Consider the following 17,484-nt stretch of genomic DNA (forward strand, 5'->3'; position numbering starts at 1 on the left):
ATTAATGACAGAAGGCACAACGGGTGGCACCCAGCTGCATCCGCCGGTCGAGGCGGTGCAGTCGCACTACGACCGTTCCAACGAATTCTTCAAGCTGTGGCTCGACCCTTCGATGACCTACAGCTGCGCTTACTTCGATGAGAACCCCAACATCGATGAGCCGCAGACCAAGACGCTCGAAGAGGCACAGTTCGCCAAGCGCAAGCTCGCGCTGGACAAGCTCAACCTCGAGCCCGGGATGACGCTGCTCGACATCGGCAGTGGCTGGGGTTCGACGATGCGGCACGCCGTCGAGCACTACGACGTCAACGTGATCGGCCTGACGCTCAGCGAGAACCAGCTCGCGCACTGCCAGCAGAAGTTCGACGAGATGGACAGCCCGCGCCGCAAAGAGGTGCGCTTGCAGGGCTGGGAGCTGTTCGACGAACCCGTCGACCGCATCGTGTCGCTGGGAGCGTTCGAGCACTTCGCGGACGGCGCCGGCGACGCGGGCTACGAGCGGTACGCCACGTTCTTCAAGAAGTACTACAGCTTGCTGCCCGATGACGGCCGGATGCTGCTGCACTCCATCGTGGTGCCCACCGCCGAAGAGGGTAAGGCGATGGGACTGAAGACGACGATGACCCTGCTGCGCTTCATCAGCTTCATCCTCCGGGAGATCTACCCCGGTGGGAAGTTGCCACAGGTGGAGCAGGTCGACCGTTACTCGACCGAGGCCGGCTTCAAGATCGAGCGCCACCACTACATCGGGAAGAACTACGTTCCGACCCTGAACACGTGGGCCGACGCGCTGGAAGCCAACAAGGAGCGGGCCATCGAGCTCAAGGGTGAGCAGGAGTACGAGACCTTCATGAAGTACCTGAGGGGCTGCTCGGACCTGTTCCGCGACGGCTACACCAACGTTTGTCAGTTCACCCTGGTCAAGTAACTCCACTCGCTGCGCGAGCAGACGCGAAAGCCCCGGTTTCAGAACGAAATCGGGGCTTTTCCGTCTGCTCGCGTGACTTTGGGCGGCCTCAGCCGAGGAAGATGTTGCGACGACCGGCCAGCAACCGGTACAGCGTCTGCTGGATCGTCTCGCGGACCTGATCGGTCAGTTCGAAGGTGACCATCGGGTCCTCGGCGTCGCTGGGCGAATAATCGGCAGTCTGGATCGGCTCACCGAACGCGATCCGCCACTTGGACGGCAGCGGCACCAGGCCGGCGGGGCCGGCCAACGGGAACAACGGCGTCACCGGGAAGTAGGGCACACCCAACAACCGCGCCAGCAACTTCACATCGGTCAGCATCGGGTAGATCTCTTCGGAGCCGATGATCGAGCAGGGCACGATCGGCGCCTTGGTACGCAGGGCCGCCGAGACGAATCCACCGCGACCGAACCGCTGCAACCGGTAGCGATCCTCGAAGCGCTTGCCCAGCCCCTTGTAGCCCTCCGGGAACACCGCGGTCAGTTCGCCGGACGCCAGCAGCCGGTGGGCGTCAGTCGTGCAGGCCATGGTGTGACCCGCTTTTCGGGCCGCCGAGCCCACCACCGGCAGGTCGAACACCATGTCGGCGGCCAGCAGGCGCAGATCGCGCTGTGCCGGGTGTTCGTCATGCACGGCAACCGACAGCATCAGACCGTCGAACGGCAGCACTCCGGCGTGGTTGGCCACTACCAGTGCCGCGCCCTCGCTCGGGATGTTCTCGATACCGCTGACCTCGACCCGGAACCACGAGTTGAAAAAGAACCTCAGCAAAGGCCGCACGATCGCGTCGTTGAAGTGCGGATCGAATCCGAATTCGTCGACGCTGTAATCGCCGATCAGCCGCTGCCGGAAGAATCCGGCAACGGCGGCGACGCGCTGAGCGAGGTCGTTGAGCGGCGCCTCACCGGAGGACGACCCGCCGGTCGCGCGGCGGTGCTCGTCTATCTCGCGGACGACGGCAGCAAGCTCTTCAGCCGATGCGGCACCGTTCGGATCGGAGAGCAGCGAGGGATGCTGACGGGTGGCGTCCGTGCGTTGATCGGCACGGCGGCGTGCCGCTACGCGACCCCGATTGCTGTGCAGTGGAATAACATTCGCTCTGGTTTCACCCGCCACGTTATCTACCCAAATCTATCTGCGACCCCGCCCACGGAATGGGACTTCGGCTTCCCCAGCGCTGCGCCACCGCTATGGCACGACCCTCCCAGGAGCGTACCCGATGCGGGTCGATTATGGGAGTCAAGTTGCGCCCGCGGACGTAGTCGTCAAACGCCTCTGCCGTAGACCATTTCGGCTGGTAGCCGAGCTCCGAACGCATTCGGGTGGTATCCATTACGCGGCCATAGCTGAGGTACGCGAACTGATCGCGGCTGATCTCGTTATAACGGTTGGCACGTCGCAGTGAATCGAGGGCCCACACACCGAAACCGGGTACTGGCAAGGGAATTCGTCCGGAACGACGAATCGCCTGCGACAGCATGATGATTCCGTCGGCGCCGATGTTGAAGGTGCCGGCCCTACCGGCCATCGCCGCGCGCTCCAGCGCGCCCAGCGCGTCCTGCTCGTGCAGCAACTGCAGCCGGGCGTCGCGGCCGAACATCGTTGGCACCAAAGGCCCCGCGAGGTAACGCGACAACGAGGTGTCCATCGCCGGGCCGATCATGTTGGCCAGCCGCAGGATGGTGACCGCGATATCGGGCCGCCGCCGGCCCAGCCCCCGGACGTATCCCTCGATGTCCAGACTGTCCTTGGCAAACCCCTCGCGGAAGGGTCGGCGGCTGCTGCTGTCCTCGGTGAACATCACCGGGTCGTGCGGGCTCGAGCCGTAGACCTCCGAGGTCGACTTCAGCACAACCCGGCGCACCGACGGTGCCTTCTGGCAAGCGGCGAACAGCTGCATCGCGCCCATCACGTTGAGTTCCTTCAACGCCGCGGTGCCGCCCGACCGCGGTGCGTACGACGCGGCCGCCGCATGCACCACCGTGTCGACTTCGCCGTTCCGAATCACCTTTGCGATGAAGGGGTTCCGGATGTCGGCACGGACGAACTCCGCGCGGCCCATCCGACGCAGCATGTCTTTGCTCGGCGCGATCGCATCCACCGCGATGACCCGGTTGATCAGCGGGTTCTGCACGAGACGCGCGGTCAGATAGCCGCCCAGGAACCGGCATGCGCCGGTGACCAACACCACCTTCGGGTAGTGCACCGTGTCTGCGTCGGGCTGCTGACCGCCGGCTCCGCCGCCCTCGTTCGACGAATCCACCTTGACAGCCTAACGACGAGGAGAAACGGAAGCGTTACGGACGGGTGACCATACCCGCGGGCTGCGCTTACTTGCCAAGTTTTCTGCGCTGTACCCGCGTGCGACGTAGCAGCTTGCGGTGCTTCTTCTTCGACATACGCTTGCGCCGCTTCTTGATTACTGAACCCATGAACTCCGCTATCTCACCGGCCGTCTAAGACCTCGAAAAAGGACCCAGCCACCTTACCGAACCCGGGGGCCGCAACACCAAACAGGCTTGGGCCGTCGGCCTCAGCGCGGGGATCCTGAACTCATCGAGGCTGGTCGAGCGCGCGTCAGGCGTGCGCCGCAACCGCCTACCCGGCGTCTTACCCGGCGTCCTACCCAGCGTCGAAGTACGACGTCTCCAGCATGTCGTGGACCGCCTTGGCGTGGACCCGGAAGGACCGCCCGACCCGAACCGCCGGCAGCTCACCGTTGTGCACCAGGCGGTACACCGTCATCTTCGACACCCGCATCAAGGCGGCCACCTCGGCGACGGTGAGGAATTGTGTCCGGGACTGGGCGGCGTCGGCGGATCCGGCCGCCTTACCTGCAGAATCCCGTGCCGACGGCCCATTCGTTGACGTCATCGCAACCCAATCGTGTCAGGCCCGCGCAATGCCAGCGGCTTCCCCTCCGCTGGCACCCACTCGGGCATACAAGAGGAGAATAGCGGGACTAGTGGGGTTACTGGTACTGGTGAGAGACAATCGGTTCAAATTTCTTGAATTATTCCGATGTAATTCTCAGCTGCTCAGAGCGGTTTTTCGCCGCCTGGACCGCCGCGTCGACCGCCACCCGGAATCCGCCGCGTTCCAGCGCGCGCAGCCCGGCCGCGGTGGTGCCCCCCGGTGAGGTGACCGACGCCCTCAGCTGTGCCGGCGAGGTGTCCACTCGCAGGCCGATCGGCTCACCGTCGGCCGGCCGGCCACCTTCGTCCATCCGCTCGAGCAGCATCGCTGCCGATCCGGCCATCGTCTGCGCCGCCAGGTCCGTGGCCACCTGACGGCTCAACCCCACCGCGACCCCGGCGTCCACCAGGGCCTCGACGAGCAGGAAGAAATACGCCGGACCCGATCCCGACACCGCGGTCACCGCGTCCAGTTGCTGCTCGGGGACCGTGAGCACCCCGCCAACCGCGTCGAAAAGGTCGGACACCTCGTCCAGTTGCTCAGGGCTGACGAACCTGCCCTTGGCCAGCGCGGTGACCCCGGCGCCGACCAGCGCCGCCGCGTTGGGCATCGCCCGGATCACCGGTGTCCCGGCCGGCAGCTTGGACTCGAAGTAGGAGATGCCGACGCCGGCCGCCACCGTCACGAACACCTGCTCGGCACTGTCGTGCTCGGCCGCGGCTGCCGCGTCGGCGAGGTCGTCGATCACCGCCTCGACATCGGCCGGCTTGACCGCCACCACCACGAACGTGGCGTTCTCGGCTGCATCCTTGACCGACGCCGCCACCAGTACGCCATAGGTATTCGACAGGTACTTCGCCCGGTCGGGCATTCGTTCGGCCACCACCAGGTCTTTGACCTGCCGGCCTGCCCGCAGCAGGCCGGACAACAGTGCCTCGCCGATACTGCCGCCGCCGATAATCGCGATTCTTGCCATGCCGGAGAGCATTCCAGACACAGCGGCCGTGCTACCGGGCAGGCAGCCCGGGCGGTACGAGGGCCAATTGGCGGGCCTGCACCACCAGCCGGCCCAACCGGTCGACGACGATGTGGTCCTCGTCGAACCAGTCGTGCCCGATCTCGAGACACGTGGCGACGATGCGCAGCCAGCCGTCGGCGGGCAGGGACCGAAGCAGGGCGGTGAGCTGAACGGTGGGCGCCCAGCCGGTCCGGTCCACGGCGAAGGTCACCGGCGCTGACAGGTCGCCGCACATCAGCGCGAAGAGCCCGTCCGGGGCAACGTCACGCGGACGCGCCCACATCTGGAGCAGCGGCGGACGCCCGTCGCCGGTCGGCTCCATCGTCGACAGCACGGGGCGGATGTCGCAGCCCGCGCCCAGGTGCACCAGGCCGGCCAGTCGGTGGCCCGGCCCGATCGGCTCCAGATCCTCCGGCGGTTCAGGTGGCATCAGATCCAGCACCGGGTTGGCCGACAGCAGCGGCTCGCTCTCGCCCGGCAGATGGTGTTCGGGTTCGCCCAGGGTCACGACGGCGTGCACCGCGGCGCGCCCGCCCTGGACCAGCTCCACATCGGCCACGGTGATCCGGCGGCCGCGCTTGCGTGCGGTGGTCACCAGTTGCACCGGGCCCGGATCGGGGGCCGACAGGAAGTTCGCGGACACCGCGACCGGATGCAGGTGGTCCCCGCCGTACGCGGTCCGAGCGGCGTTGGCACACAGCGCGATCATCGCGCCGCCGTGCACCTTCGGGCCGATGGTCCAGTTCTTGTCGAGGGCGCCCTCGTACACCTGGCCGTCCGGGCCCGTGTCGACTTCGCGCAGCGCCATGGCCGCGGTGAACAGTGCACCCATGTCAGCGCAGCAGATTTGTGCGGGCGAACTGCAACGACTCGACGAGCATGGCTTCGCGCTCCGCGGCCGACCGTGCTCCCGAGGTGGACACTTCCAGCACCACGTGACCGGTGAAATCACTCGCGGCCAGCAGCTGGCACACCTCGGCGGTCGGTTGGGTGCCGCGGCCAGGCACCAGGTGCTCGTCGGCGGGCAGGCCGCTGCCGTCACACAGATGCAGATGGACCAGTCCCGATCCCATCCGCTGCGCCATCTCCAGCGAGTCGGTGCCGGCGGTGGAGGTGTGCGAGAGGTCCAGCGTGTAGTGCGCGTGATTGCCGTCCAGCGGGTCGTAGGACGGCGCGAACGCCGAGATCGCCGGGCCCGGCCCGCCGCCTCGCCGGCGCATCCGCTCGCGGCTCTGATCACTGCCGAAGAACCGGTCGGCACGGAACGGGAACATATTCTCGACGGCCACCATGACGCTGCTGGATTCTTCCAGGGTCCGGACCTGTTCGCGAAATCCCTCGGCATACCGCCGTTGCCACCGGAACGGCGGATGCACGACGACGGTCTGCGCGCCGAGCTGTTCGGCGGCACGCACGCTGCGGTCCAGCTTCACGATCGGATTGGCGCCCCACACCCGCTGTGAGATCAGCAGGCAGGGGGCGTGCACGGACAGCACCGGGACGCCATAGCGCCGTGACAGCCTGCCGATCGCGTCGATGTCCTGGCTGACCGACTCGCCCCACACCATCAACTCGACGCCGTCGTAGCCGAGTCGGGCCGCGTACTCGAACGCGGCCTCGGTTCGCAGGGGGTAGACCGAGGCCGTCGACAAGCCGACTTTGATTGCTGGGCGCACTGTGTGTCTGAGGCGCCTAACCGGTCTGCAACAGAGCCATCGGTCCGAGGGTGATCAGCGCACCCACCGCAACCGCGATCAGCGTGCTGGCAATGTCCTCGGTCTTCCGGACCACCCGCACACCGACCACCAGGCCGAGGATCACCAGCACCGAAAGCACCAGCGCCACGATCGAGTTCCACCGCCACAGCTGGTCGAACGCGATGAACAGACCCGCGCCGAACGCAACGGCCAAGATGGACTGCAGCACGGTGAGCGCCGCACGGCCCAGTGCCGCCGCGGTGCTGCCGGAGCGGCGCCGCGGCGCTGCCACCCCGGAGTCGACGTCTCGCTCGTCCACTGCCGGGCGCTCGCTGCGCCGTCGGGCCACCTCGTCGGCGATCGACTGTCCGCCGAACAGCGTGTGCTCGGCGCCGTCCTCCGGCTCCTGCAGGTAGGAGCGCACGTATGCGGAGTCCTCGACGGACTCCTCGGCCTCGCTGATCTCGCTGTCCAGGACGTCGACCGAGGCGTCGGTGTAGTGCCCCACCGGGTCCGGGCTCATGCTGTCGGCCCCGGACTGTTGCGTGTCGGAGTCGCGGACGTCGTCCAAGTGCCGCACCGGGCGCGGGTATTCGCTGCGCTCCGGTCCGGTCCGGCGGGTGGCGATCGGTTCGGACTTGGGCCAGCGCGGCTCGGGCTCGGCCCAGTACGGGGTCTTCGGTTCCGGCTCGGGGGCGGCGACTGTGCCCTGTTTCGAGGCCGGTTCGGGAGTCCGTTCGACGACGGGTTCGGGAGCGCGTTCGACGACGGGTTCGGCAGCCCGTTCGACGACGGGTTCGGGCGCGGGTGGGGCGGCCGGTGCGGGCGCCGGCACGTCCCGCTTGACGGGCGGCGGCGCCGGCGGACGGTCGTCGCGGATGATCGGGATCTCGCCGGTCAGTTCGGCAACGGTCACCGAATCGTCACCACGCCGGCGGCGGCGCCGGCGCGTGACCGCGGGAGCTCCGATGGTTCCATTCCTGGCCAGCAGTTCGGCCACCGAGATCTGCTTGGTGTCCTCGGAGTCTGGTTCGGTCATGGTTTGTTGCCTCTCGATCGGTTAGGCGAGTTCCGATCAACCAACTGACGTCCAGCATCCCGCACCGACGTCTCCACCAGTGCCGTTCCGTCGGCTTCGGCATCGAGTTTGCGCAAGATGAGACCCTCCCGTAGCGCCCACGGGCAGATATCCACCTGATCGATCGACAGCGCTCGCATGCTCGCCTCCGCCACCAGAGCGCCTGCGACGATCTGCGGTGCCCGCTCGGCGCTGACTCCTTCCAGTTCTGCCCGGTCAGCGGTCGTCATCCTAGAGATGAAAGATATGAGTTGTCTGAGGCCGTTTGCTGTGAGCGTCCGCTTCACCCGCGGACCGGCCGCCGACGGCGCGGCGCCGGTCAGGCGCGCCAGGGAGCGGAACGTCTTGGACGTGGCCACCGCGAGATCCGGCGTGCCGGCGTCCAGGACCGTCGCCGCGGCCTCGGACAGCTCGGCATCCAGCCAGTCGCGGAGCATCCCCACCCGGCGCCGGCCGGGTGGGTCGTCGGGCAGCCACTCGCGGGTCAACCGTCCCGCGCCCAGCGGCAGCGACATCGCTACCTCGGGCTCCTCGTCCACTCCGCTGGAGACCTCGAGTGAGCCGCCACCGATGTCGAGGTTGACGATGCGCCCCGCACTCCATCCGAACCAGCGCCGTACCGCCAGGAACGTCAGGCGCGATTCGTCGACGCCGCGCAGCACCTGAAGCTCGACACCGGTCTCTTTCCGGACCCGGGCCAGCACGTCGTCGGAATTCTCGGCGTCCCGGACGGCGGACGTCGCGAACGCCATCAACTCGGCACACCCGGAGCTGACGCCGATCTTGGCGAACTCGTCGATGGTGGACACCAGTTTGTCGGCGCCGCGCTTGGTGATCCGGCCCGAGCTGTCGGTGGCCTCGGCCAGGCGCAGGGTGGCCTTGGTGGAACTCATCGGCGTCGGATGCCCACCCCGGTGGGCATCGACCACCAGCAAGTGGACGGTATTACTGCCCACGTCCAACACACCCAATCGCACGGATCAAACCTAGTCGGGCTGGCCACGGGCCCGTATCGCGACCCGCTGCGCGGCGCCCCACCCGGCCGCCCTGCGCTACCGGAATCGTGGACTAACGTTGCACCCGTGGCGAACTGGCGGCCCGGACAAGAGGTCGATCTGGACTTCACCCGCGAATGGGTGGAGTTTTACGACCCGGACAATCCCGAACATCTCATCGCGGCCGACATGACGTGGCTGCTGTCGCGGTGGACGTGCGTGTTCGGCACACCGGCGTGCCAGGGCACCGTGGCCGGCCGCCCCGACGACGGCTGTTGCTCCCACGGCGCCTTTCTGTCCGACGACGACGACCGCGCCCGGTTGGACGACGCGGTGCAGAAGCTGACCAAGGACGACTGGCAGTTCCGCGACAAGGGCTTGGGCCGCAAGGGCTATCTGGAGCTCGACGAGAACGACGGCGAACCGCAATATCGCACCCGCAAACACAAGAACGCCTGCATCTTCCTGAACCGCCCGGGGTTTCCCGGCGGCGTCGGATGCGCACTGCACAGCAAAGCCCTCAAGATAGGCGTGCCGCCGCTGACGATGAAGCCCGATGTGTGCTGGCAGCTGCCGATCCGGCGCAGTCAGGACTGGGTGACCCGGCCCGACGGCACGGAGATCCTCAAGACCACCGTCACCGAGTACGACCGCCGCGGCTGGGGTTCCGGCGGCGCGGACCTGCACTGGTACTGCACCGGCGACCCCGCCGCCCACGTCGGCGCCAGCCCGGTCTGGCAGAGCCTCGCCGACGAACTCACCGAGCTTCTCGGCGAAAAGGCTTATGCCGAGCTTGCCGCAATGTGCAAGCGGCGCAGCCAATTAGGACTTGTTGCGATCCATCCGGCCACCCGGGCCGCCGAGTAGACACGGCGGCTTTTCAATGTGTTTGCCGAATTTGGTCGCGGCTCAGCCCCACCGCACTAGTATCCGCTGATACTGCAGGGCCCGTGCCGGGTCGCATTCGGGTTGCACCACGGCCGGCGGATCAGGGAGGCGAACGTGTCTTTCATGCTTTCCGTTCCAGACGTCGTGGCATCAGCAGCGGCTGACCTGGCCCGCCTGGGTTCAACAATCCAGGACGCCAACAGCGCCGCGGCGGCCACCACCACCCGGATGCTGCCCGCAGCCGCCGACGAGATATCGACGGCGGTGGCGGCGTTCTTCGGTGAACAGGGGCTGAGTCAACAATCCCTCGCCTTGCAGGCCGCCGCATTTCACGAGCGATTCGTCCAGGCTATGTCGGCAGGGGCGGCGTCGTACGCGACCGCTGAAACGGCCAACGCCGGCCCGCTGCAACTGCTGCTCGATGCCATCAACGCGCCTACCCAGACTTTGCTGGGACGGCCGCTGATCGGCAACGGCGCGGCAGCGCCGGCCGGCAGCGGACAAAACGGCGGGGACGCCGGGATTTTGATCGGTAACGGCGGAAACGGTGGATCGGGCACCCTCAATCAGGGCGTGGCCGGCAACGGCGGCAATGGCGGAGCCGCGGGCCTGTTATGGGGCCGCGGTGGCAACGGCGGGGCGGGGGCGGCCAGCGGAAACCAAGCCCCCGGTGGTGCCGGAGGCAACGGCGCCGCGGGTGGATTCTTCGGCAACGGCGGCAACGGGGGCGCCGGCGGCCGCGGTGGTCCCGGTGATATCGGCGGTGTCGGCGGTGCAGGTGGCGCCGCCGGGTTCTTCGGCACCGGGGGCAACGGGGGCGCCGGCGGCGGCGGTGGCGGTGCCGGTGGCAACGCCGCCGTCGGTGGAGCGGGCGGCCGGGGTGGCTTGTTCTTCGGCGACGGCGGCGCGGGTGGTAATGGCGGCGACGCCCTGGCCGTAGGTAACGGCGCCGATGGTGGAGCCGGCGGCTTGGGCGGGCGCTTGTGGGGTAACGGCGGAGCCGGCGGGGCCGGCGGCAGCGGCGGCAATGTCGCCGGCGTCGGCGCAAACGGCGGGGCCGGCGGCGGCGGTGGACTGCTGTTCGGTGACGGTGGCGCGGGCGGCGGCGCCGGGATCGGATTCAACGGGTTGCCCGGCGCCGGCGGCAGCGGCGGAACCGCCGGCTTCCTGATCGGCAACGGCGGCGACGGCGGATTCGGCATCAGCGGCGGCGCTGCCGGTAAAGCAGGGGTGCTGATCGGCAACGGCGGCGACGGCGGGGTCGACACGGGCCAGTCCGGCACCAGCGCCGGATTTCTCTTCGGCAACGGCGGCGCCGGTGCCAATGCCTTGGCCGGTGGCAGCGCCGGCGGCAACGGCGGAAACGGTGGCCTGATCGGCGATGGTGGAGTTGGCGGCCGGGGAGCCAACAGCACCGCCGGTGCCGGCGGTGGTAACGGCGGAAACGGTGGACTGCTGTACGGCAACGGAGGGGTCGGCGGAAACGGCGGGACTGCCTCAGGAATCGGCCAGACGGGGGGCGGCGGCGGCCGGGGCGGCGCCGCCACCGGCTTGTTCGGCTCCGGGGGTGCCGGTGGACTCGGCGGCAACGCGAACGGAGCCAACGGATTCGGTGGCGGCGGCGGAGCCGGCGGATCCGCCCAGGGCTTCGGCAATGGTGGTAGCGGCGGAGCCGGCGGCAACGGCGGCAACATCGTCGGCGGTGGTGGCGCCGGCGGCGACGCCAAGTTCATCGGCAATGGCGGGGCCGGCGGCAATGCGGGGACCGGCGGCGCTATCGGCGCGGCCGGAGGCGGTGGCGGCAACGTATGGCTGATCGGCAACGGCGGCAACGGGGGCAACGGGTTCGCCCTGTCGCCCGGGGGCACCGGCGGAACCGGTGGGCTGCTGTACGGCCAGTACGGGACGAACGGCACACCCTAGCGGCGGTTGTCCCTGCTACGAGTCCCGGTAGGCCGCGATCATGCGCAGCGCGCTGGCGTTCAGGTACGCCTCGACGGCGCCCGCAGCACCCTCCGCGTCGCTGGCGGCCACCGCGTCGGTGATCGCCTGCAAGTCGGCGATCACCGGATCCGCGTCGTCGTAGGCGCGGGTGAGTTCGTGTTCGCGTCCCCCGAAGGCATCTTCCACCCAGCGGTACAGCAAACCCAGCGCACGGTTGCGGGTGCTGTGAATGAGGACGTGGAAGTAGGCCAGGTCCGCCGCTTGCCGCGCGGCTGAGGTCTCCGCCGTACGGACGTCGTCCAGCGCGGCGGCCAGCGCCTGGCGGTCCTCCGGCTTACCCCGCTGGGCAGCCAGCCGGCCGATCACCGGCCCCAGCGCCGCGCGGATCTCGAGCAGCTCCACCAGAAACTCCGGTCCCAGCTTGCGAACCAGGGCTTCCACCACCGCCGGGTGGGTGAGGCCCGCCGGATCCCGCACCACGCTGCCGCTGCCCTGCCGGACTTCGATCAGGCCCATCTGCTGCAGGCGGGCCAGACCCTGCCGCAGCGAAGTGCGGTTGACACCGAGCTGGTCAGCGAGGTCGCGCTCGGGCGGCAACGTCGACCCGGGCGGGAACACGCCGTCGAGGATGGCGTCGGCGATCGACGCGGCGATCTGCTCATCGACGCGCTGACGATCGGGCGGGGGCAGCGGGATTGATTGGTTCATTGGCTCAACCAATATAGTATGGTGGCGGCTGAACAGGCACAACCCCGGGCAGCGTGTCCCGATGGAGGTAATGCAGTGGACGACGAAATGCGATCGGCAGCGGCGCCGCGCTGGCGCGGCGCGCCAGGACGTCTCGAGGTGTGGTACGCCACCCTCTCCGACCCGGTGACCCACGCCGGCCTCTGGGTGCACTGCGAAACGGTCGCGCCGACGGCCGGCGCACCCTACGCCCACGGCTGGGTGACCTTGTTCCCGCCGCAGGGACCGCCGCGCACCGAGCGCTTCGGGCCTGAACCCGTCCAACCGGCAACCGGCACAACGTGGTTCGAGGCCGCCGGCGCCCTGGTGGGCCCCCAGCGTCTTACCGGACGCGCACGCTCGCTGACCTGGGACCTCTCCTGGAAGGACACGGCCGCGCCGCTGTGGACGTTCCCACGGGTGGCCTGGGAACGCGAAGTGCTGCCAGGCGCCCAGGTGGTGCTGGCACCCACGGCCGACTTCACCGGTTCACTGACCGTCGACGGCGCCGACCTGGCCGTCGACCGCTGGCGTGGCAACGTCGCCCACATCTACGGCCACGGCAACGCCAAGCGCTGGGGATGGATCCACGCCGACCTCGGAGACGGCGACGTCATGGAAGCAGTCACCGCGGTGTCGCACAAACCCGGGCTGAACCGGCTCGCCCCGCTGGCCTTCGTTCGCTTCCGGATTGACGGGAAAGACTGGCCCGCAAGCATTCTGCCGTCCCTGCGGATGCGGACGACGCTCGATCTGCAGCACTGGCAGATGGAAGGGCGCATCGGCCGGCACGCGGTCTTGATTCGGGTCGACCAGCCCCCGGAGCGTTGCGTCAGCCTGCAATACACCGATCCCGATGGCGGCACCTGCGTATGCACCAACACCGAGCAGGCCGATGTCTACGTCGAGTTCGGTGACCGCCGCTGGTCGGTGCAGGGCACCGGCCACGCCGAAGTCGGCCTGAGCGGACAGCAGGCACCGCCCGTCAACGAAAGGATCCCGTCATGAGTTTCGCTCTCGACCCACCGTTGCTGTTCGCCTCCGGGATGCTCATCGAGCGGCGGCTGCCCCCCGAGCGCCGCGACGTCGCCGAGGCCGCGGTGCTGGGCGTGTTCTTCGCCGGTTCGTTCGGCCTCTACAACAACGTCCCCGGACTCGGCTTTCTGTGGCGGCCGTTCCGCGCGCAGAACGGCCGTGATTTCATGTGGAACTCCGGCGCTTTCAGCCTCGACACCACCGAGTTGGACTGGCCGGCGCACGCCGCGGCCGGCGGCATCTTCGCCACCTACCCGTTCTTCCTCAAGCTCGGGCGCGCCCTCGGGCGGCGGGTTTCCGCACGCTCATGAGCAGGTTCGCGGATCGTGTCAGCCGCTCCTCGATAGCGTCCTTCGGCACCGCACTGCTACCGCAGGAGCATGGCGGGCCAACCTCGGCAGAGTTCGCCGAGCGCGTCGACCGGTACCTGTCGCGCATCCCCGCCACCTCGCGGCTGGCGGTGCGGACCGGGTTGTTCTCCCTGGCAGCGGCGAGCTATCTGACCACTGGACGGTCGATGGCGCGACTGGGCCCCGGCGAACGCGAGCAGGTGCTGCACCGCATCGCGGCGCTGAACGCCGAAGCGGGCGCCGCGGTCGAGGGCATGAAGGTGATCAGCCTGCTGGCCAACGGCGCGGATACCTATGCGGGAGAACTGCTGTCACGCGCCCAGGACGACGCTGCGGTGCGCCCGGACGCGGTTCTGGACGTCACCCGCTCGGTGGACAGTGCCTCCGTCGTCACCACCGACGTGGTGATCGTCGGATCCGGCGCCGGCGGCGCGATGGCAGCCCGGACCCTGGCCCGGGCGGGACGCGGCGTCGTCGTGCTCGAGGAGGGCCGGCGCTGGACCGTCGAGGAGTTCCGCACCACCCACCCGATCGACCGGTACGCCGGTCTGTACCGGGGCGCCGGCGCCACCGTCGCGCTGGGACGCCCGGCGGTGGTGCTGCCGATGGGACGTGCGGTGGGCGGCACCACGGTGGTGAACTCGGGCACCTGCTACCGACCGCCGGATGCCGTGCAGCGACGCTGGCGCGACGAGTTCGGCCTGGCCTTCGCCGACCCGGACCGGTTGCGGGTGCACCTCGACGAGGTCGAGAGCACGCTGCAGGTTGCCCCCGTGCCGCTGGATGTGATGGGCCGCAACGGAAATCTCCTGCTGGACGCGGCGGGTTCGCTGGGCTGGCAGGCGGCGCCCATTCCGCGCAATGCGCCGGGGTGTGACGGGTGTTGCCAATGCGCCATCGGGTGTCCGCACAACGCCAAATTCGGGGTGCACCTCAACGCGCTGCCCCAGGCGTGCGCCGCCGGGGCGCGCATCATCTCCGAAGCGCGCGTGCAGCGGGTGCTGGTCGAAGGTGGTCGCGCTCGCGGCGTGCGGGCCCGCCGGCCCGACGGCACCGCGATCGACATCCTCGCCGACACGGTGATCGTCGCGGCCGGCGCAACGGAGACGCCAATGCTGTTGCGCCGCAGCGGTATCGGTGCACACCCGCGGCTGGGCCGCAATCTCGCGCTGCACCCGGCGTCGGTGCTGGCCGGACGGTTCGAGGATGACGTGTACGCGTGGCGGGGCGTGCTGCAGAGCGCGGCGGTCCACGAGTTCCATGAATCCGACGGTGTGCTGATCGAAGCCACCTCCACACCACCGGGAATGGGGTCCATGGTGTTCCCGGGCTACGGCGCGGAGCTGCTGCGCTGGCTCGACCGGGCGCCTCAGGTGGCCACCTTCGGCGCGATGGTGGCCGACGAGGGCGTCGGGTCGGTGCACTCGGTACGCGGTGAGACGGTTGTCCGCTACGACATCGCTCCGGCCGATGTCGCCAAGTTGAAGGTGGCGCTGCTGGCCATCGGGAAACTGTTGTTCGCCGCCGGCGCGGTCGAGGTGCTCACCGGTCTGCCCGGTGCCATGACGGTCAAGTCGGAGGACGAACTGGCAGACCTGCTCGCGCGCACCAACCCTCGGGCCCTGCACCTGGCCGCTTTCCACCCGACCGGGACGGCGGCCGCCGGGTCCGACGAGCAGATTTGCCCGGTCGACAACGCCGGCCGACTGCGCGGTGTCGACGGCGTGTGGGTGGCCGACGCGTCGATCCTGCCCAGCTGTCCGGAGGTGAATCCTCAGGTCTCGATCATGGCGCTGGCGCTGGCGGTTGCCGACGAGGTGGTTGCGGCGCGCTAGCCCTCGAGCTTGTAGCCCAGTCCGCGCACCGTGACCAGGTGCACCGGATTGGCGGGGTCGGCTTCGATCTTGGAGCGCAGGCGCTTGACGTGCACGTCGAGCGTCTTGGTGTCGCCGACGTAGTCGGCACCCCACACCCGGTCGATCAACTGTCCCCGGGTCAACACCCGCCCGCTGTTGCGCATCAGGTATTCCAGCAGGTCGAATTCCTTGAGCGGCAACGTGATTGCGTCGCCGTTCACCGAGACGACGTGCCGTTCGACATCCATCCGGACCGGACCGGACTCGAGGATTCCGTCGCTGATTTCCGAGTCGTCATCACCGCCGCGGCGCAACACCGCCCGGATCCGGGCGATCAGTTCGCGGGCCGAATACGGCTTGGTCACGTAGTCGTCGGCGCCCAACTCCAGCCCGACGACTTTGTCGATCTCGCTGTCGCGGGCGGTCACCATGATCACCGGCACACCCGAGCGGGCACGCAATTGCTTGCACACGTCGGTTCCCGACATGCCGGGCAGCATCAGGTCCAGGAGCACGATGTCGGCGCCGGACCGGTCGAACTCGGCCAGGGCCGAGGGCCCGTCGGTCACCACCGTGGCCTCGAAGCCCTCCTTGCGCAGCAGAAATGCCAGAGGGTCGGCCAACGACTCCTCGTCTTCCACAATCAATACGCTCGTCATCAGCGGCTCAGTTCTTCCTCTCGTTGTGCCCTGGACCTGATGTCACGGCCCAGCAGTTGCTCAGGTTCTTCGCCGGCCGGCACGCCAGTCGCACCGAAGGCGGGGATGGACAGCGTGAACGTCGACCCGGTCCCGGGCTTGCTCCACACGCCGATGCTGCCGCCGTGGTTGGCGGCGACGTGCTTGACGATCGCCAGCCCCAACCCGCTGCCCCCGGTGGCGCGCGAGCGCGCCTTGTCGCCGCGGAAGAAGCGCTCGAACACCCGCTCCTGGTCCTCCAGGGCGATGCCGATCCCGCGGTCGGTGACCGCGATCTCGATGTTGTCGCCGCGCCGGCGCCGGCTGATCGAGACCAGGGATCCGCGCGGAGAGTAGGCGATCGCGTTGGACACCAGGTTCGCCAGCGCCGTGACCAGCAACGTCTGGTCGCCCAGCACCTGCAGACCGGTGGGTGCGTCGGTGCGGATCTCGATGTTGGCGTTCTCCGCGGCCACCTTGTGCCGCGAGATCGCCTCGGACACCACGGTGTCGACATCCACGTCCGTCACGTTGGACAACCGCTCGGCGCCCTGCAGGCGCGACAGCTCGATCAGCTCGGCGACCATGTCGCCCAGGCGGTTGGCTTCGATGAGCACCTTCTCCGCAAAACGGCGCACCGTCTCGGTGTCATCGGCAGAGGCCAGCAGCGCTTCGGCCAGCAGCGTCATGGCACCGACCGGAGTCTTGAGCTCGTGGCTGACGTTGGCCACGAAGTCGCGCCGGGTCGCCTCCATGCGCGCGTAGTCGGATTGGTCGTGCACGAATACCACCGCGAACCTGCGGTCTTCCTCGCTGAGCAACCGGGCGTGTCCGTGCACCGACAGTCCGGACCGGCCTCCCGGTCGCTTGACCGGTGCCAGGTCGAACTCCACGTCGTCGCCGCTCAGTGCCTGCTGCGCGGCCTTCCATGCGGCGTCGTCGAGCTGGCGGTCTCGCACCAGACCGAGTTCCTTGGCGCGATCGTTGAGGTACACGACGTCGCGGTGGGTATCGACCACCGCGGCACCCATGGGCATCAGGGCGACGATTCGCTGCAGCATCTGGGCGACGGTGATACCCGTCCAGTCGGTGGCGGCACGCTGGCGGTTCCCCCCCGCCTGCCGCGAGACCCGGGCTCCCACCACGATGCCTACGGCCAGTGCCAGCCCGGATAAAACCCCGGCCAGCAACAGTGCCGAGAACACAGTCACATACAAAATCCTACAAATCGGGTGAACTCTGCCCTAGCGGAGCACGGCTAATTCCGGACAAGTCACACGCCGCGGCACAGGTGTTCCGCTGCCGTTAACGCGATGTTCAGCAAACCGTTCGTCGC

Annotated in this window: 18 protein-coding genes; 6 read left to right on the top strand and 12 right to left on the bottom strand. The window is 68.5% G+C overall.

Translation table 11 applies throughout. From position 1 onward, the window contains the following. Positions 1–4 precede the first annotated feature (4 nt). Positions 5–928, top strand: coding sequence for a cyclopropane mycolic acid synthase family methyltransferase (locus tag QXK92_RS15330; RefSeq protein ID WP_306242537.1), 924 nt, complete (start codon positions 5–7; stop codon positions 926–928). Positions 929–1,016: 88 nt separating this feature from the next. Here QXK92_RS15330 and QXK92_RS15335 read toward each other — a convergent pair whose 3' ends face one another. The 9 genes from QXK92_RS15335 to QXK92_RS15375 all read right to left on the bottom strand — a co-directional run bounded on the left by QXK92_RS15335 (position 1,017) and on the right by QXK92_RS15375 (position 8,654). Next, the gene (locus QXK92_RS15335) at positions 1,017–2,099 is read right to left on the bottom strand and encodes a lysophospholipid acyltransferase family protein (protein ID WP_306244452.1); all 1,083 of its coding nucleotides are present in this window, start codon (positions 2,097–2,099) and stop codon (positions 1,017–1,019) included. After that, positions 2,086–3,231: an SDR family oxidoreductase gene (locus tag QXK92_RS15340; protein WP_306242539.1), complete on the bottom strand. Its 1,146-nt coding sequence runs from the start codon at positions 3,229–3,231 to the stop codon at positions 2,086–2,088. The genes QXK92_RS15335 and QXK92_RS15340 overlap by 14 nt, the downstream gene beginning before the upstream one ends. Positions 3,232–3,298: 67 nt before the next feature. After that, complete coding sequence (locus QXK92_RS15345; RefSeq protein ID WP_003402602.1) at positions 3,299–3,400, bottom strand: 30S ribosomal protein bS22; 102 nt, start codon at positions 3,398–3,400, stop codon at positions 3,299–3,301. Positions 3,401–3,590: 190 nt separating this feature from the next. After that, positions 3,591–3,842 (bottom strand): cell division/environmental response transcriptional regulator, encoded by a 252-nt coding sequence (locus QXK92_RS15350; protein WP_065044559.1) that lies wholly within the window; start codon positions 3,840–3,842, stop codon positions 3,591–3,593. Positions 3,843–3,981: 139 nt separating this feature from the next. Next, a complete protein-coding gene (proC, locus tag QXK92_RS15355) occupies positions 3,982–4,860 on the bottom strand; it encodes a pyrroline-5-carboxylate reductase (protein ID WP_306242544.1) in 879 nt (292 codons plus the stop codon). Positions 4,861–4,891: 31 nt separating this feature from the next. After that, on the bottom strand, positions 4,892–5,734 hold the full coding sequence (locus QXK92_RS15360) for a thioesterase family protein (RefSeq protein ID WP_306242546.1): 843 nt from the start codon (positions 5,732–5,734) through the stop codon (positions 4,892–4,894). A 1-nt stretch (position 5,735) separates the two neighbouring features. After that, positions 5,736–6,578 carry a sugar phosphate isomerase/epimerase gene (locus tag QXK92_RS15365; protein WP_306242548.1) on the bottom strand — a complete coding sequence of 281 codons (843 nt, stop codon included), beginning with the start codon at positions 6,576–6,578 and terminating at the stop codon, positions 5,736–5,738. A 16-nt stretch (positions 6,579–6,594) separates the two neighbouring features. Beyond that, a complete protein-coding gene (locus QXK92_RS15370) occupies positions 6,595–7,638 on the bottom strand; it encodes a hypothetical protein (protein ID WP_306242550.1) in 1,044 nt (347 codons plus the stop codon). Further along, a complete protein-coding gene (locus QXK92_RS15375) occupies positions 7,635–8,654 on the bottom strand; it encodes a Ppx/GppA phosphatase family protein (RefSeq protein ID WP_306242552.1) in 1,020 nt (339 codons plus the stop codon). The genes QXK92_RS15370 and QXK92_RS15375 overlap by 4 nt, the downstream gene beginning before the upstream one ends. Positions 8,655–8,759: 105 nt before the next feature. Between QXK92_RS15375 and QXK92_RS15380 the strand changes: the two genes are divergently transcribed. Both QXK92_RS15380 and QXK92_RS15385 read left to right on the top strand, forming a co-directional pair. Then, positions 8,760–9,539 (top strand): hypothetical protein, encoded by a 780-nt coding sequence (locus QXK92_RS15380; RefSeq protein WP_306242554.1) that lies wholly within the window; start codon positions 8,760–8,762, stop codon positions 9,537–9,539. Between the two features lie 135 nt (positions 9,540–9,674). Further along, positions 9,675–11,483 carry a PE family protein gene (locus QXK92_RS15385; protein ID WP_306242556.1) on the top strand — a complete coding sequence of 603 codons (1,809 nt, stop codon included), beginning with the start codon at positions 9,675–9,677 and terminating at the stop codon, positions 11,481–11,483. Between the two features lie 15 nt (positions 11,484–11,498). On the opposite strand, the gene QXK92_RS15390 is transcribed toward QXK92_RS15385, so the two are convergent. Continuing rightward, a complete protein-coding gene (locus QXK92_RS15390) occupies positions 11,499–12,212 on the bottom strand; it encodes a FadR/GntR family transcriptional regulator (RefSeq protein WP_306242558.1) in 714 nt (237 codons plus the stop codon). Between the two features lie 75 nt (positions 12,213–12,287). On the opposite strand from QXK92_RS15390, the gene QXK92_RS15395 reads away from it, so the two are divergent. From QXK92_RS15395 to QXK92_RS15405, 3 genes are read left to right on the top strand one after another with little or no spacing between them, the layout of a single operon-like run. Continuing rightward, positions 12,288–13,238, top strand: coding sequence for a hypothetical protein (locus QXK92_RS15395; RefSeq protein WP_306242560.1), 951 nt, complete (start codon positions 12,288–12,290; stop codon positions 13,236–13,238). Next, on the top strand, positions 13,235–13,576 hold the full coding sequence (locus tag QXK92_RS15400; protein ID WP_306242562.1) for a hypothetical protein: 342 nt from the start codon (positions 13,235–13,237) through the stop codon (positions 13,574–13,576). Before QXK92_RS15395 ends, QXK92_RS15400 begins: the two co-directional genes overlap by 4 nt. Continuing rightward, positions 13,573–15,450, top strand: coding sequence for a GMC family oxidoreductase (locus QXK92_RS15405; protein WP_306242563.1), 1,878 nt, complete (start codon positions 13,573–13,575; stop codon positions 15,448–15,450). The genes QXK92_RS15400 and QXK92_RS15405 overlap by 4 nt, the downstream gene beginning before the upstream one ends. Here QXK92_RS15405 and regX read toward each other — a convergent pair. After that, positions 15,447–16,130, bottom strand: coding sequence for a two-component sensory transduction protein RegX (gene regX / locus QXK92_RS15410; RefSeq protein WP_306242565.1), 684 nt, complete (start codon positions 16,128–16,130; stop codon positions 15,447–15,449). The genes QXK92_RS15405 and regX overlap by 4 nt on opposite strands. Next, entirely contained in the window at positions 16,130–17,359 is a 1,230-nt protein-coding gene (locus QXK92_RS15415) for a cell wall metabolism sensor histidine kinase WalK (protein ID WP_306242567.1), read from the bottom strand. The genes regX and QXK92_RS15415 overlap by 1 nt, the downstream gene beginning before the upstream one ends. Between the last annotated feature and the right edge of the window lie 125 nt (positions 17,360–17,484).

The organism is Mycobacterium sp. TY815, assembly GCF_030755135.1.
GTDB lineage: Bacteria > Actinomycetota > Actinomycetes > Mycobacteriales > Mycobacteriaceae > Mycobacterium.

What these genes read in the sequence shown, in the direction of transcription:
- QXK92_RS15330 (WP_306242537.1), top strand. Translation starts at nt 5, where the DNA reads ATGACAGAAGGCACAACGGGTGGCACCCAGCTGCATCCGCCGGTCGAG.
- QXK92_RS15350 (WP_065044559.1), bottom strand. Translation starts at nt 3,842, where the DNA reads ATGACGTCAACGAATGGGCCGTCGGCACGGGATTCTGCAGGTAAGGCG.
- QXK92_RS15370 (WP_306242550.1), bottom strand. Translation starts at nt 7,638, where the DNA reads ATGACCGAACCAGACTCCGAGGACACCAAGCAGATCTCGGTGGCCGAA.
- QXK92_RS15390 (WP_306242558.1), bottom strand. Translation starts at nt 12,212, where the DNA reads ATGAACCAATCAATCCCGCTGCCCCCGCCCGATCGTCAGCGCGTCGAT.
- proC (WP_306242544.1), bottom strand. Translation starts at nt 4,860, where the DNA reads ATGGCAAGAATCGCGATTATCGGCGGCGGCAGTATCGGCGAGGCACTG.
- QXK92_RS15360 (WP_306242546.1), bottom strand. Translation starts at nt 5,734, where the DNA reads ATGGGTGCACTGTTCACCGCGGCCATGGCGCTGCGCGAAGTCGACACG.
- QXK92_RS15400 (WP_306242562.1), top strand. Translation starts at nt 13,235, where the DNA reads ATGAGTTTCGCTCTCGACCCACCGTTGCTGTTCGCCTCCGGGATGCTC.
- QXK92_RS15345 (WP_003402602.1), bottom strand. Translation starts at nt 3,400, where the DNA reads ATGGGTTCAGTAATCAAGAAGCGGCGCAAGCGTATGTCGAAGAAGAAG.
- QXK92_RS15405 (WP_306242563.1), top strand. Translation starts at nt 13,573, where the DNA reads ATGAGCAGGTTCGCGGATCGTGTCAGCCGCTCCTCGATAGCGTCCTTC.
- regX (WP_306242565.1), bottom strand. Translation starts at nt 16,130, where the DNA reads ATGACGAGCGTATTGATTGTGGAAGACGAGGAGTCGTTGGCCGACCCT.